This is a genomic window from Rhizobium sp. 768_B6_N1_8, assembly GCF_051811225.1.
In the GTDB taxonomy this organism is placed as follows: Bacteria; Pseudomonadota; Alphaproteobacteria; order Rhizobiales; family Rhizobiaceae; genus Rhizobium.
This window is the reverse complement of the sequence record NZ_JBPWPV010000001.1, coordinates 2,447,379-2,473,859: the sequence shown is the minus strand read 5'-3', so window position 1 is coordinate 2,473,859 and position 26,481 is coordinate 2,447,379. Positions and strand designations below refer to the sequence as shown.

Genomic DNA, 26,481 nt, shown 5'->3' with positions numbered 1-26,481 from the left:
ACTGTTATGGCCGTTGATCGAAAATCCGGCCGCTCCTCGCCTCAGAAGACGTCGGCGTAACTGGTCGATCCCATCAGCATGCTTTCCTTCAATATCACGCCATGTGCCACCGTGCCGGTCGCAAACCGCACCAAGCGCACATCGGGCATGGATTTCAGGCGCTGGGAGAAGGTGTTGACGGGCGGCAGGAAGCTTTCGCGGTAGCCCTGGTCGATCGCCCATTTGCGGAAATCCTCGAAGAGTTTTGCGGTGCGCAGCCAGCCGCCGGCGGGTTCGCTCAATGCCGGCTCGACGCGGATATCGAACCATTCGTTGAGCGGGTCGAGCAGCAGCCAGGCGTTCAGCGCCTCCTTCGAGCTTTCGGGCATGGTGTAGCCGCCGTTGCGCTTCAGCCGCTGGGCGCCCGACACGGCAAAGCCGAGCAGCAGTTCCAATTCTTCCCTTGCGATGCGCTCGGCAATATCGGGGATGACCTCATGCTCGGGAATGCTGCGGTTGAACTGGATGACGACGAGGCGGCGGCGGAGCCCCCGGTCGATACCGCCATTGAAGCGCGGCAGGGTGTTGGTGGTGAAGCAGTGCAGCGCGCGGGGAATGAAGCTCTGGACATCCTTATAGAGGCTGCGGCCTTCGATCGGGTTGCCGGTGACGGCAGCCTTGAATTCCTCGCCTGAAATGGCCGCCGCGCTCAGCTCGTCGGCGACGTTCGCCGCCTTGCCGGCGAGATTGATGATGCGCTTCTCGTCATTGAAGAAGGCGGGCGAGATGGAAGAGACGGCGCCTTCAGGCAGCAGCGCGCGGAAGAGCGCGGCGATGGTGGATTTGCCGTTGCTGGCGGTCTCGCCGAGCAGGATGAAGGCCTTTGGCTGGCGGATGCGGGTGGCAAGGCCGAAGGCGGCAGCACCCAGCATTTCGGCCACGAGGCTGATCTTGTCGGCAGCATCAGGATCGCCCTGAAAGGCGCCGCAGAGCAGCTTGTGCAGCAGCGAGCCCTCAGGCGGATGGCTTTCGGTGTGCAGGTTATAGCCCGCGGCGATTGTGAAGCGGAAGCGGTCATCCGGGTCATGGGGGCGGCAGATCACCTTGCCGGTCTCATCCAGCGTGATGGTGCAGTTCAGCGCGTTGACGCCGATGGTGGGATTGCCGAAGAAGCCGGCCTCGGCGGTGCGCGTGCCGAACTCGTTGACGACGCCGTCAATCATGTGCCTGCCGAGCTTCAGCGGCTTTTCCTTCGGGCCGATGCCGACAGCATCGAAGGCATGCATGGCAAGGCGGATCTTCTGTTCGGGAATGGGGCGCCAGGCGGAGGGGCCATAGGCCCAGAATTTGCCGTCGGCGCGGACGATCCGCCCGCCGCAGGCCTTTGCCAGATGCTCGTTGAAGATGCGCGCCAGCCAGACTTCGGAGCCGAAAGGCTGGCTCGGAAACCATTCCGGCATGCGGTCTATGCCATCGGCGCCCGGCGGCGGCGCCTTCGGTACGTGCTGGTCCTGCTCTTCTGCTAATGGTGGCGGCTCGACTGGGGTGGGCGCATGGCGGCGGATGGTGGCGCGCATGAAGGCATCGAGCTCAAGGCGCGTCCAACCGGCATCGACGGCATCGGCACTATCCCAGCCGCGGCAGGGAAGGTGACCCGCCTGCCAGTCGGAATAGGTGAAATGCCTGAGATCAGAGGCGGCTCCAGCATCGGTAAAACCTGTCAGCCGGACGCGTGCCCCGAGGGTGGAGAGAATGGCGGCGATCTCGTCTGCCGTCGAAAGGCCGGGCGCATCGAAATCCGGCCAGATCACCACATCGCGGCCTGATAGCGGCGACCAGTCTGTGTGTTTGACGCCCTGCGTGCCGCCGGCCCAGGAGAGCACGGTGCGGCCGGATTTATACGCCAGCCGGTCGCGGCATTTTTCGCCCTCTACGACGATGACCTGCTGCGTCCTGCCGAGAGTTTCGAGCCCATAGAGCGGGCGCGGCTTGGGAAAGGGGTAGCGGCACCAGGTCTCCTTGCCGTCGGGCAGACGGGCGAACATGACCATCGGCGTTTCCTTGCCGCCGTCGGAGAGATCATGGCGCAACACATAGCCGATCAGCGTGCCATCGGCCTGCCGATAGGGAAAGACCATGGAGGGAGAAAATGAGCCCCATTCGGAGCGGTCGCCCTTGCGCTTGGGATTGTAGAGGCGGATGCGGGCGCCTGATCTGACAGGCTCGGATGGAGGCGTAAGCGGCGTGATGCCCTCGTAAGGGTCGCGCACCTGCGGCGCACGCGGGGTTATGTTCGGCCTGATATGGCCGCCATCGAGGATCCGGATGGCTTCCGCGAGATCGACGCCCTTGATCTGCCGCACGAAATCCAGGACATCGCCGCCGGCGCCACAGCCGAAACAATGGAAGCGCTCGATGCCATCCTGCCCTCTGAAGATGGTGAAGGAGGGCGTCTCCTCGGCATGGAAGGGGCAGCAGGCGACATGCTCATGCCCGTTCCTCTGCAGCCTGCAGCCATAGTGCGCCGCTGTCTCGGACAGCGACACATCGCGGCGAAGCCGTTCGAGATCTGATGGCATGTTGCGGCTCTTGCAATGATGTTGTCATTATCGCAACACGGCCGGCGCGATACGGGCGGCGGCCGTGGTCTTTTCACGTATCTGGGGGGATTTAGCGGGTGGTGGTGCTCGGGAATTTGCCTTCCAGCACCAGCCGGTAGCCGCGGCGATAGCCGACATTGGCAATGCCGATGCCGGAGCCTTCGAGTTTCTGGCGCAGGTGGCAAAGGGCGACCTTGAAGGCGAGGTACATCCTGTCCGGCGAGGGGCCGCCATCGGGATCGTCGATATACATGGCGGTGAAGATGCGCTCGGTGATGACGGGCAGGCCCTTGCCCTTCCAGACCGCCTCGAAGATGCGCCCTTCCATCGGCGTGATGCCATAGTGATCGATGACGATCTCGGGCGCGGGAATGGTGACCGGCTGCTTGCAGCAGGGGCAAAGCAGCGGCTTGGTGATGGTGAGCGGGCCAGCCGTCTGAGGGGTAGCGGCAGGCGGGGTGGCGGCTTTCCCGGCCGGTCGTGTCGTGATGGTCTGCATGTTCATCCTCACTGGTTTTCTAGTGCGAGCCGCCTCACCGGGCGGGCCGCGATGTCGTGACGTTGCGAACTGATTTCGGATGCGCTTACGGCTGGGCCATCACCATCGCGCGGATGCGGTCTTCGAAGAGGGCAAGGCGGCGCAGCCGGTTGGCGAGATGCACGAGGTCGTCGACCGCTTCGTCATCGATGAGCAGCAACGCCTCGCCGGCGGCCGCCCCGCCATGCATGACGCAGCGCCCGACCAGCGCATCGATCAGCTCCGATTGCGCCAGCATGGAAAGCGGCTCCTTACGCATCCTCCTCCTCCGGCATCAGATCGGAGAGGGTGAGCGAAACACCATGGCGTCTTGCCGCCCGCAGAAGCATCAGCTGGTCGCGGCCGTTGATGAGGCCGCGCTCATCGCGCAGCGCCCGCGAAATCTTGGAGCGGTGGCGCTTGAGCTCGGCTGCAAGCTCGCTCGGCGTCAGCGCCAATTTGGCGGCAACCTTCTGCCAGGGCGTCGGGGCCTTTGCCATGCTGATCTTCCCTCCTGCCATGCGGCTTTTGTTGTTGTAGCTGAGATTATGTTGTCGAAATCGCAACGTCAATCTCAAATAGGAAAAAATACCTATATTTTGCGTATCGGCCTTTGAGCGAGCGCTTTTCGGCTGAAAGGCGAGTCTTGTTGCAACTTGAACAGATCAACCATGTCAAAGGTTGACGGAAAAAAGCCCGGTGCGGTTGCTTGCACCTCGTTGCGTTTTTTGCAACAAATAAGCAACGCTGCATATGTGCAAGGGGACGCTGATGGGGGAACTCGATGGCTGAGATCGACGGCAACTGGTTTCACAACCAGCTTGATGACAGGGGGCAATCGCTGCGCGCGCTCGCCCGTCATCTCGGCAAGGATGCCTCCGCCGTCTCCCGCACCTTCTCGGGCAAACGCAAGATGACGATGGAGGAGGCCGCCGAGATCGCGTCCTTCCTCGGCGTATCCGTGACCGCGGTCATGCACCATGCAGGAATCACGCGTGAAGGCGAGGGGCTGGGGCCGAAGATCCTGCTCTCGGCCGTGATCGGCGAGGATGGCGAGGTCCGTTCGCTTCCCGAGCCGCAGCCTCTGCCGCAGGCCGTGCTCGACAAGGCACAGCTCTCGATCGGCGCCGGCCGCAACCGGCGGATCATCGCTGCGCAGGTGCGGGCCTCCACCGGCGCGCTGTCGATCTGGGACGATGCCGTGCTGCTCTTTGCGCCGACCGATGGCATCGAGCCCGGCGCAATCGGCGCGCTTTCGATCTGCGGCCTGGCCGGCGGCAAGCAGATCCTCGCCAAGCTCGACCGCGCCCGCAAGACCGGCGAGGCGAGGGTGGTTTCGCCTGATGGCGGGATCGGGGAGGCGGTGCTCACGACGGCGACGCCGGTGTTGGCGTTGATACCGTAGGGGGCATGATGGCGGACGGCCCCTGGAGTGACGAAGAGAATGCGCTGATCGTTGCGGATTATTTCGCAATGCTTGCCGACGACCTTGCTGCTCGGCCTTATAATAAGGCCGAGCACAACAGGCAGCTCCAGGCGCGGATCGGCCGGACGCGAACATCAATCGAATTCAAGCACCAGAATATCAGCGCCGTGCTGAAGGGGCTCGGCGAGAACTGGATCAATGGTTACAAGCCGGCCTTCAATTTTCAGATGTCGCTCGTGGATGCCGTGGTGCGCTGGTTTTCGCAGAATGACGGCTGGTTGAGGCTGGCTCTCGGCGGACAGGCGCTATCCGGGCTGCGTGAGCAAACTGCACTCTGGGTCGGGCCGCCGCCGACGCTTTCCAACGAGGCTCCGCCGCAAGAGCTGGAGCAAATGCAATTCATCGCCCGCAAGTTCGATGTCGCCGGCCGCGATGAGCGCAATCGCAGTCTCGGCCGAGCCGGCGAGGAGCGGGTGCTGGCGCATGAGCGTGCGATGCTGACCAGCGCCGGCCGTGACGATCTCGCCCGCAAGATCCGCTGGATATCAGAAGAAGATGGCGATGGTGCCGGCTTCGACATTGCCAGCTTCGAGCCGGATGGACGGTCGCGCCGTATCGAGGTGAAGACGACGAATGGGTGGGAGCGCACGCCCTTCCACATCAGCCGCAACGAGCTTTCAGCTGCGGAGGAATGGCGCAGCGAATGGTGCCTTTTCCGCCTCTGGAATTTCTCGCGTGATGCCAAGGCCTTCGAGCTGCGCCCACCGCTGGAGGCGCATGTCTCGCTGACGGCGATGTCGTTTCAGGCAAGCTTCCTCTGAACTGCCGCTGACGCATTCCGCGCTCAATGACCTCCCTTGGAAATAGCCCGCCCAGCGCTAATTCATGGTGCAGGAATGGCCGGTCATCATGTGCGGGCGATCGCGGCTGTCGATGCATCTGCGTTCAGTCATGCGCGGGCGGCTGATGGGGATAGGAGCGGCGTTGAAGGCGGGTTGGATGGACATTGAGTCAAATGGCTCCGTTCGGGCGGGAATGGCGGAGAGCGATAGTGAACATCCCTACCGGGCTCTCTTCGATTCCATCGATGACGGTTTCTGCACCATAAAGGTGCTGTTCGATGACGAGGGCGGCGTGCGGGACTATCGTTTCCTGATCACCAACCCGGCCTTCGAGCGGCAGACGGGGCTGACCCGGGCCGACGGGCGGACGATGCGGGAGCTTGCGCCCGATCACGAGGAATTCTGGTTCGACATTTACGGCCAGGTGGCGCTGACGGGCGAGCCCGTTCGTTTTGCACATCAGGCCGATGCGCTCGGCGGGCGCTGGTACGAGGTCCATGCTTTCCGCATCGGCGTGGTCGAAGAGCGGCAGGTTGCCATCATCTTCCGCGATATCAGGGACAAGAAGCAGGCGGAAGCGGCTCTGCGCGAAAGCGAGGTGCAATATCGAGCGCTGTTCGATTCCATCGACGAGGGCGCCTGCATCATCGAGCGGCTGCCTGTCGGCGCCGATGGGCTGCGCGACTATCGTTATATAGCCATGAACAAGGCGATGCAGGCGATGTTCGGCATCGCCGATCTCAGCGGCCGCACGATCCGCGAATTCTTCCCCGACGAGGTGGAGGACTGGTACGACGATTACGACCGGGTGCTGACGACGGGCGAGCCCGTCCGCTTCGTGCGGGAATCCGAGCCGCAGGAGATGGTGCTGGAAATGTTCGTCTCGCGCATCAGCGAGAAACCACCGCGGGTACTTGCCGTGATGCAGGATATCACCAAGCGCAAGCGGGCGGAGGAGGCGCTTCGGCGCAGCGAGGAGCGTTCACGCGCGCTCGTCAATGCCAGCTCCGATGTCGTCTTCCGCATGAGCCCGGACTGGCAGGAGATGCGCCAGCTCGATGGCCGCGGCTCCCTCTCCGATGTCGAGGGGCCGACGGTGCGCTGGATGGACGATCATCTTTTTCCCGAGGATCTGCCGCAGATCCGCATGGCGATTGCCCACGCCATCCGCGAGCGGCGGCCCTTCGAGCTGGAACACCGCGTGCGCCGGGCCGATGGCGAAGTGGGCTGGACCTTCTCGCGTGCCATTCCGGTCTTCGATGCCAGGGGCGAGATTGCCGAATGGTTCGGCATGGCCGCCGACGTGACCGAGCGGGTGCACGCCCGCCAGCGCCAGCAGATGCTGAACCACGAGCTCGGCCACAGGCTGAAGAATGTTCTGAGCCTCGTGCAATCGATCGCCAACCAGACCTTTCGCCAGGCCGACAATCTCGCGGAAGCTGCCGAGACCTACAGCTCGCGCCTCGTCTCGCTCGGGCGCGCGACCGATATCCTGACGGAGACCGCCTGGGCGGATGCGAGTCTGCACAGCCTCGCCCAGGCCGGGCTGATCTCTGTCGGCGATTTCAGCGAGCGCATCCGCATCTCCGGCCCCGATCTCGACCTTGCGCCCCAACAGGCCCTGATGCTGACGCTGACGCTGCACGAGCTTGCGACGAACAGTTTGAAATACGGCGCGCTGAGCCTTGAGACGGGGTTGGTGGAGTTGACGTGGGGCGTGAAGAAGGATGCCGCTGGTGAAGGGCAGTTCACGCTGGAATGGCGGGAAAGCGGCGGGCCGGAGATCAGTGCGCCCAAACGCGAGGGATTTGGGACGCGGATGATCGGGCGGTTGCTGCCGGCTTCGTTTCAGGGGAAGGCGGAGTTGAGTTATGAGGCGGCGGGGTTTGAGTTTATGTTGGAGGCGCCGTTGGGGGAGGTGATTAAGGTGAGGCGGTGAGGGGGCTACTGATCCAGCTAGGATCGAGCGCTCTAGAATCGAGAGATGTAAATCTTGCGCCTATCGCTGATTACGCACGTCCGGCAGAGGGAGATGTCTGAGACTTTGTCGGAAAGATAATTGAATGGCTTCGTAATTCCCGATGACGTGGCATCCCGACCGACTAAGCGACGCCCGCAGGCGATCAGATGCCGCCGGTTTCAAAGTTGCATCTACCAGCCTTGGCGGATGCTCATTTCGGAGCCTGAGATTTTTGGGATAAATATTCGTGCTGCCATACTCCGAAATGATGCAGAAATCGCTCTTTGACAGCGAGTATTTCGGGAGCTTCTGTGTTGACTGCGTTGCAGACAATAACCGCACCGTAGGCAAGGTGCATTGCCAATTCTTCTAATACTGCGCGGAGTCGTCCCTCATCAGAAAATGGGCCGATCCGCGTAAGGTTGTTGGGCGATATTATATGATATCCATACGGGTTTACGTGTGCCGCGTTCTCTGAGAAGAGCTTGTATGTCTCGGCGCGACGCTGACCCTTGAAACCGTCAAGTACGTCGAGACGTTCTCTGACGCGGACCGGTTTGAAATTCTTACTTCGCTCTTTTTCCGACATGGAGAGCCATTCGGATAGTGAGCTGGCCTCCCGAGAAAAGAGGTCAAGGAGAAAGTAGATTTCGATAAGATCGCGCACCATCGTTAACGCGGGTTGAAAGTAACCGCACCTCACGAGTCGAAGTGCCGCCGCTCCGCTGTTGAAGCTTCTTATCGCAAGACGCAGGATCGTTAGATCCTCGTCACTCTTCTCCTTGTGGAATTCCGGGAGACCGGAAAGGCACTCAAGCGATGCGTTGATTAGGGCGACATGAGTGCTCAAGTCGTGATCTTGGATAATCATGCCATCATGCGTGGCAACAATAGCAGCTTCGTCTACCAGATACTCCGGAACCTTGCGTGGCATCTCTATTTTGCTCCCGACAGCACACCCTAACCGCGGTTGATTTTCGCTGCTAGTTTTAGATTTTGAGTGCTTTGGTTGTGAAACTCAACCTGACTGGTCGTGCCCTACGCGCCATCATTGCCGGCGCTGCTGTTGTGGCGGTCGGTTTTCCGGTGGCTGCTGGGATTGATTCCGACGGTGGCTGCGTGCCCCTCGCGGTCACCTGCGTAACGGAGCTTGTTGTAACGCGGTCAGCATAGCTGCGATTGGCGATTGTGCTGCCGGGCGTGAGGTTTGCGCCCGGCACTTTCGTTTTGTGATGACAGTTCAGGCCGCAGGCGTCGCCACCGCCGGCTCCGACGCCAGCGCCTTGCGCAGCTGCTCTTCCTGCTCCGGCGAGAGCGAGGAGCGCAGGATGGTAGCGTGTTCGCCCTTGAATTCGGCCAGCACCTTTTCCGGCTGCACCTTGCGGAGCAGCAGGAAGAGGGCGGAGCTGTTGATGGGGATGGTGTCGGCGAGTTTCTTGATGAGGTCGTCGTCGATGCCGTAATCGGTCATCGATCCCGCAAGCGCGCCGGAGCCTGCGCCGAAGGCGCCTCCGAGGACCATGCCGGCGAGGGGATTGAGGAAGAGCAGGCCGACGAGCGAGCCCCAGAGCGCGCCGGAGAGGCCGCCGCTTGCAGCACCGGCGGCCGTGAGATTGACGCTCTGCTTGAGGCGCACCTTGCCGGCGGGGTCGCGCACGGCGATGACGGCATCTTCGAGATCGACGAGATATTCCTTCTCAAGCTGGACGAGCCGATTGAGCACGGCATCCGCCTTGTCGGCGGTATCGAAACCAAGCACCACGAGTTCTGACATGGCTTTCCCTCCTGTTGGACCACAGATGCGGCAGATAGGCGCTGGCGGCGCTCTGTCCATAAGGCGGCCGCCATTTGCTATGGCTTTTTGCTTAGGCAATTCCGGACGCAAAACCGCTGCACACTTTTGCTGGAATTGCTCTACCACTCGCATGTGAGAGGGCGATGAAGGGTGGGGCCGGTGCCGTCAGTTGAAGCCGCGCACCTCGACCGGCGCGCGGCAGGCGATGGCGGCCTTGCGGCCCCAGGCGAGCGCCTCGTCCATATCGGCTGCTTCCAGCACCCAGAAGCCGCCGATATGTTCCTTGGTTTCGAGGTATGGTCCGTCGGTGACGAGCAGCTTGCCGTCTGGCTGCGCGCGCACCGACATTGCCTTGCTGACCGGGTTGAGGCCGCCGACAAAGAGCCTGACGCCGGCGGCCACCATCTCTTCGTTCAACACGTCGATATCGCGCATCGTCGCATCGTCTTCCTTGCAGGGGGCGTAATCGTCGGGGAGGTGGATGGCGACGAGATATTGGGGCATCTGCTTCTCCTGTGATGTCAGGCTGGCCGGCTGGCCTGGCTTCATTCTACAGACGAATGGGCGGAACGGAATTCGACAGGTCGTTCGAGAGATTTTGGATCCTGCGGGCGGATCGGCTATAGGGAAACCTGCTTCCGGATTCCGCCCGGCGGCGGCGCTCGCTGCCGCAAAACCCTGCGCAAAGGTCTTCTCATGCCGCTTCTCGATGCGAATTCAGCCTTTCCCATCACCCATCCCGATGGCAGGGTTTCGAAGACGACGATGTATTTGAAGAATGTCATCGATCATCCGCGTATGGAGATCGGCGATTACAGCTATTTCACGCATTACGGAAAGCTGGAGGAGACGGCCGAGATCCTCGCACCCTATCTGGGGCGGGGTTGCCGGGAGCGGCTGGTGATCGGCAAGTTCGTGCAGATTGCCCGCGGCAGCTATTTCATCACCAGTTCGGCCAATCACCCGATGGGCGGCATCACCACCTATCCGTTCCGCATCTTCAAGCCGGAGACCTTCGGCTACAAGGATCTGCCGGTGAAGGATACGGTTGTCGAGCACGATGTCTGGATCGGCCACGACGCTGTCATCATGCCGGGTGTCACGATCGGCGCGGGCGCGATTGTCGCCGCCGCCTCGGTCGTCACCCGCGATGTGCCGCCCTATGCTGTGGTCGGCGGCAATCCGGCACATATCATCCGCATGCGCTATCCTGTCGAGGTCATCAGCGAGATCCTCGACCTTGCCTGGTGGGACTGGCCGATCGACAAGATCGAAGCTAATCTGCCGGCGCTGGAGAGCGGCGATCTCGCGGCGCTGAAGCGGGCCTGAACGGCCAGGCGATGCCTGCGACCGCCGGCGCCCTTCCAATTGTCCTCGGCGAGATTATCCTCGACACAGACGGAATGTTGCAATCTTCTGACATGATGGGATCAGGTCGAACCATGCTTTCATGCGGCCGGACGCCAATGGCCGATAGCGGCCACGTCGCCAATCGTTTTCAACCCGCGCCCGATGGCGGGATGCGCGCATGCTGATGCCGGATCTATACCGCCGGCACCTGGCACTTGCCGTCGTCGCCTGCCTCGTCGGCATAGCCGTGTCCTGGCTGAGCATGACGCCTTTCGGCCTGCTCGGTCCCGTTGCCGCTGCTTTTCTTTGTGCGCGCGGCGTTGCTGCGAGGCTCACCTATGCCGTCCTGGCGGTGGCCATGCTTGGCGCGCTGCTGGCGGCGCTGCTCGATGCCGGAATGCGCGAACCTGCTTTGTCATGGGCGGCTTTCTTTGCGCTTTCGCTGTCTCTCGGCCCGCTCGTTTCGGTCAACGCGCCTGAAAGGGCCGATGCCGATGCCGTGCGGGCGGCCAAATCGGTCGAGCGGCTCACCGGCGTTGCCTGGGCCACTGATGCCTCGGGCGCTTTCCTCTACGTGACCCCCAGTGTGCTTGCCTCTCTCGGTCTCGGCCTTGAAGACTTCAATGCACCTGACGACGACAAGGAATTCGGCTGGAAGCGGGCGATCCACCCTGACGATTATGAGGTTGCCGCGGCCCTCTGGCGGCGCTGCCTGCAGACGGGCGAGCATTACAGCGTGGATAGCCGCATGCTGCGCCCGACTGGCGGCTACGGCTGGACGCGCAGCACGGGGCAGCCGCTGCGCGACGGCAATGGCGTCATCACCGGATGGTACGGCACCGTCATCGATGCCGAGAGCGCGCCCCTTGCCGGCGGGATGGCGGCTGGTGGTTCTCCGGCCGATATGGCGGAGGTTCATCCGCATGACAGGGCGACGGTGGAGCAGGCGCGTGCGCGGGCTTTCTTCCATGGCATTCCCCAGGTCAGCAGCTACCGGAAGCTTCAGCCCGACGGAAGCTACCGGTGGGTGGAGTTTCGAGTGGAGCCGAAATATGGCACCAGTGTCGATGTCGATCCGGCCGTCGCGCGGCAGGATGAGCGGTGGACGACGGCGAGTTCTCTGGGCGAGACCGGGGAAGCGGTGCGCGCCGCACTTGCCATCGAGAACCTCTATGGCGGCGCCTGGGCAATGGATGCATCGGGACAATTCACCTATGCAACGCCGACCGCACAGACCTCGATCGCCATGGTGCTCGAAGACCTGAACCTGCTTCTCGACGGCAAGCTCTTCATCGAGGGCGGACGGCAGGGCTGGCAGCGCGGCGTGCATCCCGATGACAGCAAAGAGGCCGGCGAGACGCTGCGCCATGCGCTGCGGACCGGCGAGCACTGGAATTTCGAATACCGGGTTCTGCGCGCCAATGGCGCCTATGTCTGGCACCGGGCGGCGGCGCGGCCGACGCGCGACGGGCAGGGGCGCATCACCGGATGGTATGGCGTGACTGTCGATATCGACGCCTACAAGCGCACGGAGGCAGCACTTCGCGAACGCGAGCGGCAGCTGCAACAGCTCATCGATACCGTGCCGGCTCTGATCTGGAGCGCGACGGCGGAGGGACGGCCGATCTATGTCAACAAGCCTTTCACCGAGGTGACGGGTGCCACCCTGGAGGAGATGATCGGGCCTGACGGACTGCCCTCGCTCAGCGTCATCCATGCAGATGACCGGGAGGCGGCGCGCCGGGCGATACTGCATTCCTTCACCACCGGGGAATCCTATTTCGTGCGATACCGTCAGGCCCGCGCCGATGGCGGCTATCGCTGGACCGAGACGCGGGCGGAACCGCTGAGGGACGAGGCCGGGGTCATCCTGCGATGGTACGGCGTCAGCTCCGACATCCACGACCTCGTCACCACCCAGGAAGCCTTGCGCGAGAGCGAGCGCTTCCTGCGGCAGCTGGTGGAAACCCTGCCGGCAATGATCGACTGCGCCGACCCTGATGGAGAGCCGGTCTTCCGCAGCCAGCGGCTGCGCGAATTTCTCGGCTACGATCTCGAACAGCTGGACGGGACTGGCAAATCCCGGCTTGCCGGCACGCTGGATGCCGGCATCCATCCCGATGATCTGGCCGGGGTGAAGGAGAAATACGCCCATTCGCTGGCAACGGGCGAACCCTATGCCCGCAGGCATCGCCTCAGACGTTTCGATGGCGAATATCGCTGGGTGGAAACGCGCGCAGCACCGATGCGCGATGCCGAAGGCGCGATCGTGCAGTGGAACGTCGTCTGCCTCGATATCGACGGCGAGGTGCGGGCGCAGGAGAAGCTGCTCTCGGCGCAGGAGAGCCTGGCGCGGGCGAGCCAAGCGGCCAGCCTCGCGGAGCTCTCGGCCTCGATCGCGCATGAGGTCAATCAGCCGCTCTCGGCGGTGATGAGTTCTTCAGACGCCTGCCGGCGCTGGCTGATGGCGGAACCGCCGAATATCGAGCGGGCGCAGAAAACGCTGGAGCGCATCATCGTCAGCGCGCATTCGGCAAGCGATGTCGTCACGCGCGTGCGCGCCCTGTTCAAACGCGCCGAGGACAAGAGGGATTGCGTCACACTCGGCCGTGTCATCACCGAGGCGGGCGATCTGTTGGCCGAAGAGGCCATCAGGCGCGGCGTCCGCGTCGATATCGACGGCGAGGATGTTGTGCTCGGCATTGCGTTCGACCGGGTGCAGATCCAGCAGGTTGTCATCAACCTCATGCGCAACGGCATGGATGCGATGGCCGATGTTGCCGACGACAGGGTGCTTGAAGTGAGCGTGCACAGGGCGGACGGCATGATGCGCATCGAAGTCAGCGACCGGGGCGCGGGTATCGAATTTCCCGACAAGATATTCGAGCCGTTCTTTTCGACGAAAGAGCAGGGCATGGGCATGGGGCTCGCCATCTGCCGCTCGATCGTCGAGGCGCATGGCGGTCAGCTGTGGGCGGAAAAGAACGAGCCGCGCGGGACGAGGTTCATCTTCACGCTGCCGGATGAGGTGGTGGCGTGAGGGGGGTGCATTCACGTGTTTTGAGCGAAGAAGAGGGGCTACAAAACCTGACCGCAAGAGTCGCTCCACTAAAAATTCACTTTCTTTCCGCTACATATGTACACTATGACACCTAGCGGGCCACATTGACGGCGCGCGAAGGTGTTGGACAATCATGTCCGATTTGGAGAACTCATCGTATGAAGCACGTATCGATCGTTGTGCGCGCGGAGTGGGATGAAGAGGCGGCCGTCTGGATCGCCAGCAGTAACGACATCGACGGGCTGGCCGTTGAGGCCAATAGTCTGGAAGCTCTTGAGCCCAAGGTGATCGCTGCCATAACGGATCTTTTCGAGCTGAACGGGTTTACGTCCGATCTGCCGGAAATCCCTGTTCATATCATGGCCGAGCAGCTCGTTCGCATCCCCAATCCCAGCTACTGACCGCATGGCTGGCTATCTCAAGGAACTCAAAGAGTTACTGTCGAAAGCCGGCTGCACATATGTTCGGCCGGGAAAAGGCGACCATGAAATCTGGTTCAGTCCGATTTCAAATCGCCATTTCACGGTCGATCATGGTGTCAAGTCCCGCCACACTGCCAATGAGACGCTGAAGCAAGCGGGTCTTCCGAAAGCGTTTTAAAGCCAGACGAAGTGGCAGCGGTCTGAGGCGTGCCGCTTGCCCCGGGCGAACCTTCGTTGAGCAAACCTTCGTTGGATAGCGGGGCGGTGCGCGCGGATCTATTCCTCTGATTGCTTCCAGCATCAGAAGAAGGCTTTGGCATCATGAACACGACAGAGACACGGATGCTTGCGGGCGTCTCGGTTCCGAGTACTGCCATCATCGATCGGGCGATGGACTATGCGCGCACGGACTGCGAACCCTATCTCTTCAATCACGTCATGCGATCCTGGCTGTTTGCGGTCCGGATCGGGCAGTTGCGGGGGATCGAGCACGATGGCGAAGTCGTGGCACTCGGCACGCTGTTGCATGACATCACCCTCAACGAGCGCTTTGCGGGGCCGCGCCGGTTCGAAGTGGAGGCAGCGGATCTGGCGCGCGGCTTTGCCGTCGATGCCGGGCTCGACCGGCGCCGCGCCCAGATGATCTGGGATGCCGTCGCGCTGAACTCGACGCCTTCGATCGGTCTCTACAAGGAGGCCGAGATTGCGCTTTGTACGACCGGCGTTTGCCTCGATGTCGTCGGCTTCCAGTACAGCCTCATTCCGGCGGCCGAGATGAAGGCGATCGTCGCGGAATTTCCCCGGCTCGGCATGAAGAAGAAGATGACCGGCTGCTTCTGCCATATCGCCAGGACGCGGCCCGAAACGACCTATGACAATTTCGTGCGGGATTTCGGCGAACGTCTCGTGCCCGGCTATGCGGTGGCGACATCGTCGGTCGATCTCATTGCGCAGGCGCCTTTTGAGGAGTGAGGGGAGCAAGCCACCTCAAACCGGCATCTCATCCGTAATCACCTCGAAGCGCTTGAGGATCGCGGGGCCGAAGGCCGTCGACATGGCGACGTCGGTGGCGTCACGGCCGGTGGCCATCAGGATACGGCCGATGCGCGGCGCATTATGGCGGGCGTCGACCGTGTACCAGCGGCCGCTGAGATAGACCTCGAACCAGGCGCTGAAATCCATCGGGTTCGGATCCTTGGGCACGCCGATATCGCCGAGATAGCCGGTGCAATAGCGCGCCGGGATGTTCATGCAGCGGCAGAGCGTGACGGCGAGATGGGCGAAGTCACGGCACACACCTGTGCGGTCGGTAAAGCCGCCGAAGGCGGTGCGCAGCGGGTCGGCCTTCTGGTAGTCGAAGGCGATGCGCTTGTGGGTGAAATCGAGGATCGCCTGGACGCGCGGCCAGCCGAGCGGTGTTTTGAAAAAGGTCTTCCAGGCGAAATCGGCGAGACGGTCGGTATCGCAATAGCGGCTGCCGAGCAGGTAGACGAGCACATCGTCGGGCAGATCGTTGATGTTGTGCTGGAGCGCACCTTCGGGAACGGGATCCGGCAGGCCGCTGTCATAGATTTCGAATTCGGTGGAAATGGTCGTCAGGCCCGGCGGTGCGACGATACGGGTGCAGGCATTGCCGAACGTATCGGTGTAGCCCCAGGCCTCGATCGGCCGGTCGAAGCTCAGCACCTGTTCCGTCAGGAGATCCACCCTGCGGGACGGGTGGATGTTGAGGACCAGCAGCATGGGCGTTTCATGCTCGCATTCATAGCCGATGTGGAAGCCTGCACGTATCTTCATGGGGCGTGGTCCTTTGAAACAGCGTTTGTCCTGCAGGCGAATGCATCAGCGGGCCAGGCGTTCCGTCACCTGGCCTTTGCGGTATCGAATTCCTGTTCCGTGGTGACGTTGACCTGCACCTTCATGCTGTCGAAATCGCGCGATCCGCCGTCATAGCTGCCCGACAGCGGCACGGCCTGGCGCGGGTCGCGGGCCACGCCGACGCGGATCAGGTCGCGGTTTCCGACGATGCCGTTTGTGGGATCGAACTCTACCCAGCCCGCACCCGGCAGATAGACCTGGCACCAGGCATGCGTCGAGCCGCCGCCAAGTGTGATGGAGCCATCGCGATCGGCGACATAGACATAGCCGGTGACGAAGCGGGCGGCGAAACCGAGGGAGCGGGTCGCCTCCATCATCAGCAGCGCAAAATCGCGGCAGGTGCCGCTGCGCAGCCGAAGCGTGTCGCGCGGCGCCTGCGTGCCGTGCTCGAAGCGCCTGACATAGGTGAAGCTCTCGTGGATCGCGTAGCAGAGCGTCATCAGGATATGGCCGGTGCGCGCCTGATGGCTCAAGGGCACGAATTGCCGCGCCCATCTGCCGACTTCGTCATCGGGATCGGGATAGTGCCTGACGATGGTGCGCTCAAGATCGATCGCCTCGTCCTCGTCATAGGCGAAGGGAAAGCTCAGCGCCTTGCGGTCGATCTCCAGATCGAGCGGAACCTGCGCCGTATGCTCGAGACGGATGACGGTCTCGAAGCGCAGTTCGGCGGAGGCGGCTGTGATATCGACGAGTGCGATGCAATTGCCGAAGACATCGTGGATCCAGCGCACGGATGCCGGCCCCGGAGAGACATCGAGGCTGCAGCTCAGAAGCGTTTGGTCGAAGCTGTCGCGGGGGCGGAACATCAGCCGGTGCTGTCCGAAATACACCGGCCTTTTGTAATGGTAGGATGTGATGTGGCGGACGGAGAAAATCGTCATCCTGCCTCCCTATTTTCACGACGCGGCACTGACCATGGGGAAACATGACCGCGGTGAAAATATCCGCGGGCGCCCGTCACTTCTCTCTGCGCGAAAGCGGATAGGCGGGCGCATCGTAAAGCATGCGGATCTGCTTTTCGTCGAAGCGGGCTTCATTCACTTCCAGCACACAGCCGCGCAATTGCGGGCCGGGCAGGTCTTCCATGGCAAAACGCACCGCTTCCGCGGCTGTTTCGAAGCGCTTATAGCGGGGGCCTCGGGAGCTGCGCAATGTCTTGCCGGTGTAAAGCCCGGCTTCGATCATATAGTCGAATTCTGCCACTTCATGGTCCTTGCTCGTTCCTGATATGGCCGAGCCATCCGGGTATCAGAGTCTTCCTGGTTCGACGGTTTCAGGATGAAACAGCGGGGAGGGTCGACCGCGTTATCGCGCGTTGGCGGCGTTCATCCTGCCGTTGTTCGCGCTGTCTCTGCTGCAGTCGCTTGCGCACATCCTGGAGCTTTCCGGCGTCGGAGGCTTTTTCGGGTTGCGGCGGACGGAAGAGATTTTCCGCTGCACGTTTGTCTGTGGTCATATTGCTATCCTTGACGATGGGCGGGACAGCCGAGCGGCCGTCGCGCCGGAGCGGGCGTTATTTCTTCTTGTCGCTGCCCGTGGTGCTGCTTGCCATCTTGACCTGCGTGCCGGGTGCGGCGGCAGGTGCAGCGGTGGCAGAGCGGTCTTTCTTCGGTTTTCGGACTTCGCGGTTGCTGCGGACTTGGCCTTTCGCCATGGTTTCCTCCTTGTGTGGGATGCGGGACAGATCAGGTATTGCGACCTGCCGCCGGCTGGCGGCGCGGTCGCTGCAGCATCAAAGGGGCAGGGGCCCGATGCCGGGACGCTCGTCCTGAGAGGCTGCCGATGTGGAAAGACGCGATTGCCCCTGGGGTTGCCTTGGGGAATACCGAGATGAATGAATGCGCAGCGCATTTGTTCCCCGGCCGGCCTGCGGCCCACGGCTGAAATCGGGAAAAGCCACGAAACTGCTGGCGGATTCGAAACGATCGCTCTGCTGTTCGCCGGCGGCATCTTCGGCACGATTGAGAATGCCGAGCGCTACATTCTCGCGGTAGGCAAATGCGCCGGTTCGGATGAGATTGCGCGACAGACTTGACGGATAAAAATCGGAAGACATCGTGTCCTCCTTTCGTTGGGGCCAGGGCTAACGCCCGAACCGGCAGCGCCCTTGAAGTGGCTGCCAGCAATTGGAATCCTGCGCTTATTCGCTGCGCGGCGCAAGGCGTTTTTCGCGGGATAGGGATCGCGGCAGCTGTCGCGGCGTAAACTTTTCGAATATTGCACCGGCGGCCGAAGCCGTTAATTTGAACGCGGGTATTTCAAGCAACGGAAATCGAAGATGAGTATCGCTGTTTTGACGACTTATGTTCTTGTCGTGCTCGGGCTGATGGTGATTCCCGGGCCGGCGACACTGCTGGTTCTCGCCCGATCGGTGAGCGGCGGCCGGCGGGCTGGTATCGCAACGGGGCTTGGCATTGCGGCCGGCGATCTCATTCATGCCACCATGGCGACCTTCGGCCTTTCGGCCCTGCTTGCGACTTCGGCGCTCGCCTTCGAGGTGGTCAAATATATCGGCGTAGCCTATCTCATCTATCTCGGATACCGCGCCTTCATCGAAAAGTCCGGCAATCTCGATATGACGGCGGCACCCGAGATCAGCCCCGGCAAGGCCTTCCGGCAGGGGATATTCACGGAAATCCTGAACCCGAAGACGGCACTGTTCTTCCTCGCCTTCCTGCCGCAGTTCATCCATCCCGAAAGCGGTTCGGTGATCGGGCAATTCGCGCTGCTCGGCATCATCTTCGTGGCGTTCAGCATCGGCGTGACCTCGGCGCTCGCGATCGGCGCCGGCTCGGTGCGCGGCTGGCTGAACAGGAACCGGACGATCGGCCGCTGGCAGGGCAAGGTCATCGGCTCGATCTATATGGCGCTTGGCGTGCGGCTGGCGTTTCAGCAGCAGTGAACGGCGCCCCGGCCACTGATATGCCCGGGGTTTGAGTTGCTACCGCTTTATCGCAGCCAGTTGCCGTTCGAAACTCCCCAGATCGAAATAGTCGCGCCAGACGGTGATTTCGCCATTCTCCACCATGATCGTGCCCATGACTGGCAGGGTGATCCGGCCGCCGCTTTCGTGGGTGAAGATATCGATGCGCTCGTTCAGCACGACGTTGCCTGACGCGGCGATTTCCGTAAGCTGCCAGTCCACCTTGAAGGCGGTGCCGATGCCGAAATCGGCGTGGAATTTGCGGACGTTTTCGCGGCCCACGATATCGGGCAGGGGCACGTTGTCGTAGAGCACGTCGTCGGCGAGCATGGCGAGCGCCTCCTCGATGCGGTTGGCGCTCCAATGGGCGAAGAAGGTTTTTGCGGTTTCGAGCGGTGACATGACGCTTCTCCTTCAGCCGAACTTGACGAGGTTCAGGGCCGGCAGCGGGCCGCCGGGGAATTGCGTCAGGCTGCCGCCGACCTTGAGCGTGCCGAGGTCGATGCCGGCAAAGCCGAGGCGGGTTATGAGATCTGCGACTTCCGCCTTCGCCTTGATATCATCTCCCGAATAGAAGAGCACACGGTTGCCGCCTTCGGCCTTGGGGTCGGCGGATACGAGGTTGGCCAGCAGGTGGTTGAAGGCCTTGACGAGGCGGGCGCCGGGCACGAGGCCAGCGACGATTTCGCTCGACAGGCGGCCGCCTAGCTCGGCCGGCTTGAAGAGGGGGCCCTCGATCGGGTTGTTGGCATCGATCACGATACGGCCCGCCCAATCCGGCAGGCCGGATAATGCGGCCGGCAGCTTCGACCAGGGCACGGCGATGAGGACGATATCGGCCTTTGCCGCCTCTTCGATGGTGCCGGCGGTGATGTGAGGGGCGAGTTCGGCGGTGAGTTCGCCGAGGGTTTCAGGACCGCGGCTATTGGCGATGGTGGCGGAGATGCCGTTGCGGGCGAGAGCGCGGGCGAAGGCGGAGCCGATATTGCCGGCGCCGATGATACCGATGGACATGGCAAGTTTCCTTTCTGGATGTCGCGTTGGTTTCGATGGAGCCAATATCGCGATGTCATTCCCCTTTGATTAGACGGTAGTGGGTGGTATCACTTTCAAGTCTTTGTTGAAGGTGATCGACGATGGAAAGCCTGGCGAACCTGGAATCCTTCGCGCGCAGCGCCGAGCTTGGCGGCTTTTCGGCGGCGGCGCGGCGCCTCGGGCTGACACCGGCGGCGGTCAGCCGCAATGTGGCGGCACTCGAAGACAATCTGAAGCTCCGGCTCTTTCATCGCAGCACGCGCAGCCTGACGTTGACGGAGGCGGGCGAGCGCTTTCTCCTCGCCATGCGCGATCATCTCGAGGGGCTGCAGGGGGCGATTGCCGAAATCTCCAACGAGCAGATGGAGCCGGCAGGCGTGCTGAAGGTCAGCCTGCCGCCGGGTTTAGGCACGGGCTATATCCTGCCGATGCTGCCTGATTTCATGAAACGCTATCCGCTGGTGCGGCCGGAATGGATGTTCGAGAACCGGCAGGTGGATCTGATCGGGGAGGGTTACGATGCGGCAATCGGTGGCGGCTTCGAGCTTGCCTCGGGCGTGGTGGCGCGGCCGCTTGCGCCGGCCCATCTCGTGGCGGTGGCATCACCCGCCTATATGCAGGGCCACGTGCCGCCGGTCGATCCGGCCGGGCTTGCGGGGCTCGACGGCATCGTCATGAAATCGATCAATACCGGGCGCATTCCGCAACGGCAGATGCGTAACGCTGCGGGAGAGGAACAGCCTGTCGATCTCACGCCAAGGATCGTCGTGAACGACCCCGCCGCCATGCGCGCTGCGGCCCTTCTCGGGCTCGGCGTGACGCTGCTTTCCAAGCCCGATGCGCTTGCCCATCTCGACAGCGGCGAACTGATCCGGCTCGTTCCCTCCTGGTATGTCGATATCGGGCCGATCTCGATCTATTACGCCAACAGGAGGCTGCTGGCGCTCAAGACGCGGGTGTTCATCGATTTCGTCATCGAGGGCTTTCAGCGTCAGCGGCTTGCCGAGCGTTTTGCCGGCAGCTTGGGTTGATCCTGCTTGTCGGGCTGGTAGCCGAGCACGAAGGCGATGACCTTCTCGGACGACATTTCGCAGGGCTTCAGCGTGCTGCTGCTTGCCTCCAGGAGATAGAGGTTGAAGCTGACGATATCGCCGCCGGCGAGATCCTCGGCATAGAGCCAGATGCGCTTGCCATCCGGCGAGGGCTTGACGGTCGCGCCCCAGCGGCCGGCTTCGAAGCTGCCTTTGCTGCAGCCCTCGGGGATAAGGGCAAGGGCACGGGTGAAGGCATCGTCTGCGGAGCGCACGGGTGTCTCTCGTGAGGGGGGTGCCCCATAAGTGGCTGGACGGGTAGCAGTCAGCAAGGCCGGAGGCGTCCGGCCTTTGCTTATATTGCCAACGGCAGGTATCGGGGACAGGCCGAGTATGTCGAAAGAGGCGTTGGCGGAGCAAGGCTACCGCCTCGCCTCAATGCCCCGTCAGCACCAGCGTCTGCACCGGCAGCAGCAGGGCCTGTATGCGCAGGATCATGGCGTGGACCACGCCGACCGTATCGATGACATGCAGGCCTATCCATTTAAACGTGCCGATATTGGGGTCGGCCAGCGCAGCGTGGTTGTTGGTATAGGCGTTGGCGATGCAGCTGCTGCCGGGCGGCAGGTCATCCAGGCCGCCGGCGAACAGGGGCTGCAGGAAGACGGTCAGGGTGCCGGGCTTTGCCAGTTGCGCAACATCGACGAGTTGGTCGGTGGGGCGCAGCTGGCCGGCGGCGATCACATCCTGCACCTCGGTGACGACGAGCGGGATGATGGTGAAGGGTTTGCCGACACAGGTGGCTTCTGCCACCATGCCTGGCCTCATCACCTGCGCCTCGATCTGGCCGAAGCCGGCTATCAGCGTGCCGCGGCCGGCTTCTTCAGGTACGAGGATGCCGGCCGGGCGTAACATGGTGTTCAGCACATCGCCTTTGCGCAGCGTGAACTGCTGGACGGTGCCGGCGACGCCAGCCTTGACGAATGTCTTGTCGAGCTCCACCTGCGCCTGCGCGAGTGCTGCCTGCGCACTTGCCTTCTGCGCCGGCAGAAGAATGTTGAGCTTGGTTTGCAGCGTCTCCTTGTTGGCATAGGCGGCGCTGACCATGCCGCGCTGGCTTTCCACGGTATTGGTGAGCCGGTCCACCTCGCGGCGGGCAACCGCATCGTTCTTCAAAAGCTGGGTCTTCATTTGCAGTTCGTCGATCGAGACCTGCAGGGCGCCTTCGGCCTGCCGGATCATGCCGTCGGCGCTGGCAAGCTCGCTCTCGGCCACCTTGGTTTCGGCCTCGACTTCGGCGATCTGCTTGTGCGCCACGTCGACGGCTGCCTTCTGGGTGGAATCGTCGAGGCGGAAGAGTGGCGCGCCGGCCGCGACCTTCTGGTTGACGCCGACATAGACCTCGTCGACCCGGCCCATGGATTCCGGCAATATGGTGACAGTGCGGAAGACGGCGGTGACGCTCTGCGTCGAGGGGTGGAAATAGAAGATCATGGTAATCAGCGAGATGGTGAGCAGCAGGCAGGCTGATATGCCCCAGCGCAGCTCGTACCACATGCTGTAAAGGGTGATCTCGCGGCCGATGCGCTTGCCTTGGACATAGCGCCGGTAGAGATAATCGGGGAGGATGGTCAGCATCGAGCAGAGCGTCAGTTCGAGCATGGTCAGATACTCCCTTCGCGCGGGCCGGTCTTTGTCGCCCCCTGGGCGGGCTGTGCGCTCGTCTGGCCGGGCGGCTGCGGATGGGCGGCGGCAGGCATGGGGGCAATCGGGGCGCTTGCGTGTGGGGCTGCAGTGACTGGAGCTGTGGTGACAGGAGCAGCGGTAACTGCGCCCGCTGGCACATTGGCGACTGGGACAGTGGCGCCCGGAACACCGGAGGCCGGCACGCTGGCGACCGGCAACTCATCGTCGACCTTTGCGGGATCGCGGCCGGAGAGCCTGAGCAGTGACCGGGCCATCGAATAGAGCGGGGTCGAAAAGTCGGGAATGCGGATGAAGGCGAGCAGCAGGCCGAGGATCCAGTAGATGTGGTTGTGGGTAAAGAGCGAGATCAGCGCCAGAACCGCGACGATTTCCATCTGCACTTTATTCGTCTGATGCGCGATGCGCTCAGGCACGGCATGGAGCTGGAAGTAGAGATTGCCGATGACGAGAACCATCACCAGGATCAGCACGATGACGATGACGAAGAGGTAGTCGGTCTGCCCCGGCGCGGTAATGAAGCCGGGCACATGGTCGGTCAGCGCGGCGTGGTAGGGTTGCGTCGCGGCCTCATCGGCTGCTGACGCTGACTGCGCGGCCAGAAATGCTGCCGCAACGGCCGCGGGCAGGTGGCCCGGATGTTGCCTTGTCCTGTTTAATCGGTCTCTCATGCCTGACTTCCCCCCGCATGGCATTTTAGTGTGGGCTGAAGTTTAGGCGCTTTGCGTGCAACACGAAAGTACGCAACAGTAATATCGGCGTAAATACACGCCGTCGGCCTTTCGGATAAGGCTTTCGGTTGAGAGGGCTGAAAGCAGGTGAGACGGTGCCGCGGGCAGGGGGCCGCGGCACGCATGCGTTAGTGGATCTTGACGGAAGGCTCTCGCGCCCAGACCCGTAATTTTCCAAGTTCAGCGACAAATGCCTTGATGTCCTTGGCCGAGCCGAGTTCCACTGTGCCTTCGTCGAGATCCTCGATGCCTGCCTTCTTCATGAGGGCCAGGACAGGTGTTGCGTAGCCGATGAACTTGCAATGGGCGAAGGCATCGGCAACGAAATCGCGCGCGGCGGATTCCTTCAGCAGGTCGGGCATTACTGCTTCCGCGGCGAGAATGGCGACCGCGTCATAGAGAACGGATGGTCCGCCATCGATCATCTGCTGGGCTTCAAGGAACGAACCGTCCGACAGGGTGACGCCACCGATCTTGGGGGCAATGATTTCGACCACGCCCTTTTCGCCGGTGATTGCGCCGGTGATAGCACCAACGAGAGCGGCATCCGATCCATCCGTCACGAGCAATCCGAGTTTGCGGCCCTCGAACCGTTTGGGTCCGCGCTCGATGATGCTGAGGGCGGCCGAAGGCTCCAGATCCTGACGGGTTGGCATGGCCGCGTCAGCGGGTTTTGGCATGTCGGCAATCCCGAGCGCGGCTGCCACCTTCGCCGCCAGCGTTTCGTCGATATTGAGCAGATGGGCGACCATCCGCTCACGGATGACGGGGTTTTCGACCTTGCTGAGTTCGAAAGTGAGGGCGGCGGCGATATGGCGCTGCTCGGGCGGCGTCTGGCTGATAAAGAACTGGCGCGCCTGGCTGTAATGGTCGGCAAAGCTCTCGGGACGCAGGCGCACCTTCTGGCCCGCTTCCTCAGCGGCGAAGGTGCGAAAACCCCTGGCGGGTGATTCCCGCGGGCCTTCGCCCGAGGAATTCGGCTCGTAATTTGTCCGGCCGACGGGATTGCGCATCGCCATGTGCCCGTCCTGCTGGAAATGGTTGAAGGGACACTTGGGTGCATTGATCGGCAGATGCGTGAAGTTCGGCCCGCCAAGCCGCTTCAGCTGCGTATCGAGATAGGAGAAATTGCGCCCCTGCAGCAGCGGATCGTTGCTGAAATCGATGCCGGGCGGCACGTTCTGGGTCATGAAGGCGACCTGCTCGGTTTCGGCGAAAAAGTTGTCCGGCATCCGGTCTAGCACCAGGCGGCCGATCGGCTGGACGGGCAGGATCTCCTCGGGAATGATCTTGGTCGGGTCGAGCACGTCGAAATCGAACTCGTCCGCGAATTTCTGATCGAAGAGCTGCACGCAGAGTTCCCATTCCGGGAAGTTGCCGGATTGAATGGACTGCCACAGGTCGCGCCGATGGAAATCGGGATCGGCACCATTGATCTTGACGGCTTCGTTCCAGACGACCGATTGCAGGCCGAGCTTGGGCTTCCAATGGAATTTGACGAAGGTGGATTCGTTCTTCTCGTTGACGAAGCGGAAGGTATGGACGCCGAAGCCTTCCATGAAGCGGAACGATCGCGGGATGGCGCGGTCGGACATGACCCACATGATCATGTGCATGCTTTCCGGGGTCAGCGAGATGAAGTCCCAGAAATTATCGTGGGCCGATTGCGCCTGGGGAAAGGCGCGGTCCGGCTCGGGTTTGACGGAATGGATGATATCCGGAAACTTGATGGCATCCTGGATGAAGAAGACCGGAATATTGTTTCCGACCAGATCCCAGTTTCCTTCCTGGGTATAGATCTTCACGGCAAAACCGCGCACGTCGCGAGCGAGATCGAAGGATCCCTTGCTGCCGGCGACGGTGGAAAAGCGCACGAAGGCCGGCGTCCTCTCGCCGGGGCGCTGGAAGAGATCGGCCCTCGTGTATTTCGACAGGGATTCATAGGTCTCGAAGAAACCGTGCGCCCCGTAACCGCGGGCATGGACCACGCGCTCGGGAATGCGCTCATGGTCGAAGTGGAATATCTTTTCGCGGAAATGGAAATCCTCCATCAGGGCTGGTCCGCGCGGGCCGACCTTCAGCGTGTTCTGATCGTCCGCCACGGGGGCGCCCTGTGACGTCGTCAAGACCTCGGCGCCCTCTTCGGCGATCTGGTGGAGCTCGCCGCCGACGCCCCTGTGAAGGCGCTGATCGTGGATGGTCACTGTGGCGGATGCGGCAGTTTTTTCGGTCTTGCGTGACATTGGTCCCTCCTTGGGTCGATGAGGGAATGCACTCGGCTGTTGATTGTTCCTGTCCGGGAAACGGCGTTGGCGGACGCTGGAGCGTGCGCTTTTTATGCCCATAGCCTCGGCGTCATCGATTGGAGACATGCCTGACAGCCGTCCGCACCATCAGCGCGCGGAAACCTCCAGCCTATGCCGCATCCAGACATTCGGTTCCTCATAGAGCCCGAGGCCAGTCTCGCAATCGGCCATTAGCGGCGCCAGCCCGCCCTCTACATGATACGGCCCTGATACGGGGAAGCGTAGCCCGCTCCATCCCGTCCATTGCGACAGCGGCGCCTGAACCCGCATCGAGCGCGGTGCAATTTTCGCGATCCGCGCGCCAAGCTGCCAATGCTTGCGCACCCACGGATCGAAGGGCGCGCCGTCGGCTGTCGTCCAGCCCATGTAATCGGCAAAGGACGTCAGCGGATAAGCCGGTTTCTTCGTGGGCCGCACGGGTGCGACGAGCGCATCGAGGCCGCTTTGCCGGGCACTGTCCTTCATGTTGGCGATCAGGCGTTCGGCGAGATCCGAGCCGCGCATGTCGGGCGCCACGACGATGGCGAGCGCGGAGAGAGCGTTGGGCTTTTGCCCGGATGCGGCGGCTTCGACGCCGGTTGTGAGAACCGCATCCCACCCCTCGTCGGGTAGGGAGGTTTCATCATCGGGCTCGGGCCAATGGAAGGGAATGCTGTTCGATGTCGCCAGAACCCTCTCGTTTTCGTGCGCGTCCCGGCCGAGGATGAGAAACTGGTGGCGGCGCAGGCGCTCAGAAAACAGGCTGTCCCAGTCTCTTTCGACGACCGCGTCGCTGCCGATGAATTTCGGCCAGACGGCCGCCCCCAGTTCGGCGAACGCGGGGATGAGATCTGGCCGCTCCTCGGCGGAGACAAGGGTCAGCGTGCTATCGGTTTCATGCGGGTTGGCGGGCATGGTGGGCGTCTTTTCTCCCTGATA

29 protein-coding genes are annotated in these 26,481 nt (G+C 62.3%); 11 read left to right on the top strand and 18 right to left on the bottom strand.

From position 1 onward, the window contains the following. Window positions 1–41: 41 nt before the first annotated feature. The 4 genes from AB8B33_RS12735 to AB8B33_RS12720 all read right to left on the bottom strand — a co-directional run bounded on the left by AB8B33_RS12735 (window position 42) and on the right by AB8B33_RS12720 (window position 3,596). On the bottom strand, window positions 42–2,558 hold the full coding sequence (locus AB8B33_RS12735) for a CHC2 zinc finger domain-containing protein (RefSeq protein ID WP_439015653.1): 2,517 nt from the start codon (window positions 2,556–2,558) through the stop codon (window positions 42–44). Between the two features lie 91 nt (window positions 2,559–2,649). Continuing rightward, window positions 2,650–3,078 carry a hypothetical protein gene (locus AB8B33_RS12730; protein ID WP_439015652.1) on the bottom strand — a complete coding sequence of 143 codons (429 nt, stop codon included), beginning with the start codon at window positions 3,076–3,078 and terminating at the stop codon, window positions 2,650–2,652. Between the two features lie 85 nt (window positions 3,079–3,163). Then, window positions 3,164–3,376, bottom strand: a complete 213-nt coding sequence (locus AB8B33_RS12725; protein WP_007826425.1) for a hypothetical protein — start codon at window positions 3,374–3,376, stop codon at window positions 3,164–3,166. Further along, on the bottom strand, window positions 3,369–3,596 hold the full coding sequence (locus tag AB8B33_RS12720; RefSeq protein WP_439015651.1) for a hypothetical protein: 228 nt from the start codon (window positions 3,594–3,596) through the stop codon (window positions 3,369–3,371). Before AB8B33_RS12720 ends, AB8B33_RS12725 begins: the two co-directional genes overlap by 8 nt. A 284-nt stretch (window positions 3,597–3,880) precedes the next feature. Between AB8B33_RS12720 and AB8B33_RS12715 the strand changes: the two genes are divergently transcribed. From AB8B33_RS12715 to AB8B33_RS12705, 3 genes are all read left to right on the top strand, one after another. Beyond that, window positions 3,881–4,501 carry a helix-turn-helix domain-containing protein gene (locus AB8B33_RS12715; RefSeq protein ID WP_439015650.1) on the top strand — a complete coding sequence of 207 codons (621 nt, stop codon included), beginning with the start codon at window positions 3,881–3,883 and terminating at the stop codon, window positions 4,499–4,501. Window positions 4,502–4,509: 8 nt separating this feature from the next. Beyond that, complete coding sequence (locus AB8B33_RS12710) at window positions 4,510–5,343, top strand: DUF3883 domain-containing protein (RefSeq protein WP_439015649.1); 834 nt, start codon at window positions 4,510–4,512, stop codon at window positions 5,341–5,343. A 178-nt stretch (window positions 5,344–5,521) separates the two neighbouring features. Further along, window positions 5,522–7,303, top strand: a complete 1,782-nt coding sequence (locus AB8B33_RS12705; protein ID WP_439015648.1) for a PAS domain S-box protein — start codon at window positions 5,522–5,524, stop codon at window positions 7,301–7,303. Between the two features lie 232 nt (window positions 7,304–7,535). On the opposite strand, the gene AB8B33_RS12700 is transcribed toward AB8B33_RS12705, so the two are convergent. From AB8B33_RS12700 to AB8B33_RS12690, 3 genes are all read right to left on the bottom strand, one after another. Then, window positions 7,536–8,258 (bottom strand): hypothetical protein, encoded by a 723-nt coding sequence (locus AB8B33_RS12700; protein WP_439015647.1) that lies wholly within the window; start codon window positions 8,256–8,258, stop codon window positions 7,536–7,538. 306 nt (window positions 8,259–8,564) lie between these two features. Beyond that, on the bottom strand, window positions 8,565–9,098 hold the full coding sequence (locus tag AB8B33_RS12695; RefSeq protein ID WP_439015646.1) for a DUF1269 domain-containing protein: 534 nt from the start codon (window positions 9,096–9,098) through the stop codon (window positions 8,565–8,567). Window positions 9,099–9,284: 186 nt separating this feature from the next. Continuing rightward, window positions 9,285–9,623 (bottom strand): YciI family protein, encoded by a 339-nt coding sequence (locus tag AB8B33_RS12690; protein ID WP_113325353.1) that lies wholly within the window; start codon window positions 9,621–9,623, stop codon window positions 9,285–9,287. A 192-nt stretch (window positions 9,624–9,815) separates the two neighbouring features. On the opposite strand from AB8B33_RS12690, the gene AB8B33_RS12685 reads away from it, so the two are divergent. The 5 genes from AB8B33_RS12685 (at window position 9,816) to AB8B33_RS12665 (ending at window position 14,924) form a co-directional block, all read left to right on the top strand. Continuing rightward, the gene (locus AB8B33_RS12685; protein WP_439015645.1) at window positions 9,816–10,448 is read left to right on the top strand and encodes a CatB-related O-acetyltransferase; all 633 of its coding nucleotides are present in this window, start codon (window positions 9,816–9,818) and stop codon (window positions 10,446–10,448) included. A gap of 199 nt (window positions 10,449–10,647) precedes the next feature. Beyond that, the gene (locus tag AB8B33_RS12680; protein ID WP_439015644.1) at window positions 10,648–13,509 is read left to right on the top strand and encodes a PAS domain-containing protein; all 2,862 of its coding nucleotides are present in this window, start codon (window positions 10,648–10,650) and stop codon (window positions 13,507–13,509) included. 179 nt (window positions 13,510–13,688) lie between these two features. Continuing rightward, window positions 13,689–13,931 carry a DUF1902 domain-containing protein gene (locus AB8B33_RS12675; protein ID WP_113325354.1) on the top strand — a complete coding sequence of 81 codons (243 nt, stop codon included), beginning with the start codon at window positions 13,689–13,691 and terminating at the stop codon, window positions 13,929–13,931. Window positions 13,932–13,935: 4 nt separating this feature from the next. Beyond that, window positions 13,936–14,130 (top strand): type II toxin-antitoxin system HicA family toxin, encoded by a 195-nt coding sequence (locus tag AB8B33_RS12670; protein ID WP_113015249.1) that lies wholly within the window; start codon window positions 13,936–13,938, stop codon window positions 14,128–14,130. A gap of 143 nt (window positions 14,131–14,273) precedes the next feature. Further along, window positions 14,274–14,924 carry a hypothetical protein gene (locus tag AB8B33_RS12665; RefSeq protein WP_439015643.1) on the top strand — a complete coding sequence of 217 codons (651 nt, stop codon included), beginning with the start codon at window positions 14,274–14,276 and terminating at the stop codon, window positions 14,922–14,924. 15 nt (window positions 14,925–14,939) lie between these two features. Here the strand turns inward: AB8B33_RS12665 and AB8B33_RS12660 are convergent, their stop codons facing one another. From AB8B33_RS12660 to AB8B33_RS12645, 4 genes are all read right to left on the bottom strand, one after another. After that, a complete protein-coding gene (locus AB8B33_RS12660) occupies window positions 14,940–15,749 on the bottom strand; it encodes a transglutaminase-like domain-containing protein (protein ID WP_439015642.1) in 810 nt (269 codons plus the stop codon). A 65-nt stretch (window positions 15,750–15,814) separates the two neighbouring features. Next, the gene (locus tag AB8B33_RS12655) at window positions 15,815–16,714 is read right to left on the bottom strand and encodes a transglutaminase family protein (protein ID WP_439015641.1); all 900 of its coding nucleotides are present in this window, start codon (window positions 16,712–16,714) and stop codon (window positions 15,815–15,817) included. 76 nt (window positions 16,715–16,790) lie between these two features. Continuing rightward, window positions 16,791–17,036: a hypothetical protein gene (locus AB8B33_RS12650; RefSeq protein WP_007826392.1), complete on the bottom strand. Its 246-nt coding sequence runs from the start codon at window positions 17,034–17,036 to the stop codon at window positions 16,791–16,793. Window positions 17,037–17,346: 310 nt separating this feature from the next. Beyond that, window positions 17,347–17,487: a hypothetical protein gene (locus AB8B33_RS12645; RefSeq protein WP_007826389.1), complete on the bottom strand. Its 141-nt coding sequence runs from the start codon at window positions 17,485–17,487 to the stop codon at window positions 17,347–17,349. 180 nt (window positions 17,488–17,667) lie between these two features. Here AB8B33_RS12645 and AB8B33_RS12640 point away from each other — a divergent pair, with 180 nt between their 5' ends. Continuing rightward, entirely contained in the window at window positions 17,668–17,868 is a 201-nt protein-coding gene (locus tag AB8B33_RS12640) for a hypothetical protein (protein ID WP_439015640.1), read from the top strand. A gap of 243 nt (window positions 17,869–18,111) precedes the next feature. Then, window positions 18,112–18,735, top strand: coding sequence for a LysE family translocator (locus AB8B33_RS12635; protein ID WP_439015639.1), 624 nt, complete (start codon window positions 18,112–18,114; stop codon window positions 18,733–18,735). A 39-nt stretch (window positions 18,736–18,774) separates the two neighbouring features. Here AB8B33_RS12635 and AB8B33_RS12630 read toward each other — a convergent pair whose 3' ends face one another. Together AB8B33_RS12630 and AB8B33_RS12625 are read right to left on the bottom strand one after the other, a co-directional pair. Beyond that, window positions 18,775–19,158: a limonene-1,2-epoxide hydrolase family protein gene (locus AB8B33_RS12630; protein ID WP_439015638.1), complete on the bottom strand. Its 384-nt coding sequence runs from the start codon at window positions 19,156–19,158 to the stop codon at window positions 18,775–18,777. A 12-nt stretch (window positions 19,159–19,170) separates the two neighbouring features. Then, window positions 19,171–19,770 carry an NADPH-dependent F420 reductase gene (locus tag AB8B33_RS12625; RefSeq protein WP_439015637.1) on the bottom strand — a complete coding sequence of 200 codons (600 nt, stop codon included), beginning with the start codon at window positions 19,768–19,770 and terminating at the stop codon, window positions 19,171–19,173. A gap of 122 nt (window positions 19,771–19,892) precedes the next feature. Between AB8B33_RS12625 and AB8B33_RS12620 the strand changes: the two genes are divergently transcribed. Further along, window positions 19,893–20,822 carry a LysR substrate-binding domain-containing protein gene (locus AB8B33_RS12620; protein WP_439015636.1) on the top strand — a complete coding sequence of 310 codons (930 nt, stop codon included), beginning with the start codon at window positions 19,893–19,895 and terminating at the stop codon, window positions 20,820–20,822. Here AB8B33_RS12620 and AB8B33_RS12615 read toward each other — a convergent pair. From AB8B33_RS12615 to AB8B33_RS12595, 5 genes are all read right to left on the bottom strand, one after another. Then, complete coding sequence (locus AB8B33_RS12615; protein WP_439015635.1) at window positions 20,783–21,097, bottom strand: hypothetical protein; 315 nt, start codon at window positions 21,095–21,097, stop codon at window positions 20,783–20,785. The two genes, AB8B33_RS12620 and AB8B33_RS12615, sit on opposite strands and share 40 nt — an antisense overlap. 160 nt (window positions 21,098–21,257) lie before the next feature. Continuing rightward, a complete protein-coding gene (locus AB8B33_RS12610) occupies window positions 21,258–22,484 on the bottom strand; it encodes an HlyD family secretion protein (protein WP_113325364.1) in 1,227 nt (408 codons plus the stop codon). 2 nt (window positions 22,485–22,486) lie between these two features. Continuing rightward, window positions 22,487–23,197 (bottom strand): hypothetical protein, encoded by a 711-nt coding sequence (locus AB8B33_RS12605; RefSeq protein WP_439015634.1) that lies wholly within the window; start codon window positions 23,195–23,197, stop codon window positions 22,487–22,489. Window positions 23,198–23,385: 188 nt separating this feature from the next. Beyond that, window positions 23,386–25,500, bottom strand: coding sequence for a catalase (locus AB8B33_RS12600; protein WP_439015633.1), 2,115 nt, complete (start codon window positions 25,498–25,500; stop codon window positions 23,386–23,388). A gap of 150 nt (window positions 25,501–25,650) precedes the next feature. Then, window positions 25,651–26,457, bottom strand: coding sequence for a hypothetical protein (locus AB8B33_RS12595; protein WP_439015632.1), 807 nt, complete (start codon window positions 26,455–26,457; stop codon window positions 25,651–25,653). Window positions 26,458–26,481: the final 24 nt, after the last annotated feature.

Coding starts and splice junctions, on each gene's coding strand:
- AB8B33_RS12735 (WP_439015653.1), bottom strand. CDS start 2,558: ATGCCATCAGATCTCGAACGGCTTCGCCGCGATGTGTCGCTGTCCGAG.
- AB8B33_RS12730 (WP_439015652.1), bottom strand. CDS start 3,078: ATGCAGACCATCACGACACGACCGGCCGGGAAAGCCGCCACCCCGCCT.
- AB8B33_RS12725 (WP_007826425.1), bottom strand. CDS start 3,376: ATGCGTAAGGAGCCGCTTTCCATGCTGGCGCAATCGGAGCTGATCGAT.
- AB8B33_RS12720 (WP_439015651.1), bottom strand. CDS start 3,596: ATGGCAAAGGCCCCGACGCCCTGGCAGAAGGTTGCCGCCAAATTGGCG.
- AB8B33_RS12715 (WP_439015650.1), top strand. CDS start 3,881: ATGGCTGAGATCGACGGCAACTGGTTTCACAACCAGCTTGATGACAGG.
- AB8B33_RS12710 (WP_439015649.1), top strand. CDS start 4,510: ATGGCGGACGGCCCCTGGAGTGACGAAGAGAATGCGCTGATCGTTGCG.
- AB8B33_RS12705 (WP_439015648.1), top strand. CDS start 5,522: ATGGACATTGAGTCAAATGGCTCCGTTCGGGCGGGAATGGCGGAGAGC.
- AB8B33_RS12700 (WP_439015647.1), bottom strand. CDS start 8,258: ATGCCACGCAAGGTTCCGGAGTATCTGGTAGACGAAGCTGCTATTGTT.
- AB8B33_RS12695 (WP_439015646.1), bottom strand. CDS start 9,098: ATGTCAGAACTCGTGGTGCTTGGTTTCGATACCGCCGACAAGGCGGAT.
- AB8B33_RS12690 (WP_113325353.1), bottom strand. CDS start 9,623: ATGCCCCAATATCTCGTCGCCATCCACCTCCCCGACGATTACGCCCCC.
- AB8B33_RS12685 (WP_439015645.1), top strand. CDS start 9,816: ATGCCGCTTCTCGATGCGAATTCAGCCTTTCCCATCACCCATCCCGAT.
- AB8B33_RS12680 (WP_439015644.1), top strand. CDS start 10,648: ATGCTGATGCCGGATCTATACCGCCGGCACCTGGCACTTGCCGTCGTC.
- AB8B33_RS12675 (WP_113325354.1), top strand. CDS start 13,689: ATGAAGCACGTATCGATCGTTGTGCGCGCGGAGTGGGATGAAGAGGCG.
- AB8B33_RS12670 (WP_113015249.1), top strand. CDS start 13,936: ATGGCTGGCTATCTCAAGGAACTCAAAGAGTTACTGTCGAAAGCCGGC.
- AB8B33_RS12665 (WP_439015643.1), top strand. CDS start 14,274: ATGAACACGACAGAGACACGGATGCTTGCGGGCGTCTCGGTTCCGAGT.
- AB8B33_RS12660 (WP_439015642.1), bottom strand. CDS start 15,749: ATGAAGATACGTGCAGGCTTCCACATCGGCTATGAATGCGAGCATGAA.
- AB8B33_RS12655 (WP_439015641.1), bottom strand. CDS start 16,714: ATGACGATTTTCTCCGTCCGCCACATCACATCCTACCATTACAAAAGG.
- AB8B33_RS12645 (WP_007826389.1), bottom strand. CDS start 17,487: ATGGCGAAAGGCCAAGTCCGCAGCAACCGCGAAGTCCGAAAACCGAAG.
- AB8B33_RS12640 (WP_439015640.1), top strand. CDS start 17,668: ATGAATGCGCAGCGCATTTGTTCCCCGGCCGGCCTGCGGCCCACGGCT.
- AB8B33_RS12635 (WP_439015639.1), top strand. CDS start 18,112: ATGAGTATCGCTGTTTTGACGACTTATGTTCTTGTCGTGCTCGGGCTG.
- AB8B33_RS12630 (WP_439015638.1), bottom strand. CDS start 19,158: ATGTCACCGCTCGAAACCGCAAAAACCTTCTTCGCCCATTGGAGCGCC.
- AB8B33_RS12625 (WP_439015637.1), bottom strand. CDS start 19,770: ATGTCCATCGGTATCATCGGCGCCGGCAATATCGGCTCCGCCTTCGCC.
- AB8B33_RS12620 (WP_439015636.1), top strand. CDS start 19,893: ATGGAAAGCCTGGCGAACCTGGAATCCTTCGCGCGCAGCGCCGAGCTT.
- AB8B33_RS12610 (WP_113325364.1), bottom strand. CDS start 22,484: ATGCTCGAACTGACGCTCTGCTCGATGCTGACCATCCTCCCCGATTAT.
- AB8B33_RS12605 (WP_439015634.1), bottom strand. CDS start 23,197: ATGAGAGACCGATTAAACAGGACAAGGCAACATCCGGGCCACCTGCCC.
- AB8B33_RS12600 (WP_439015633.1), bottom strand. CDS start 25,500: ATGTCACGCAAGACCGAAAAAACTGCCGCATCCGCCACAGTGACCATC.
- AB8B33_RS12595 (WP_439015632.1), bottom strand. CDS start 26,457: ATGCCCGCCAACCCGCATGAAACCGATAGCACGCTGACCCTTGTCTCC.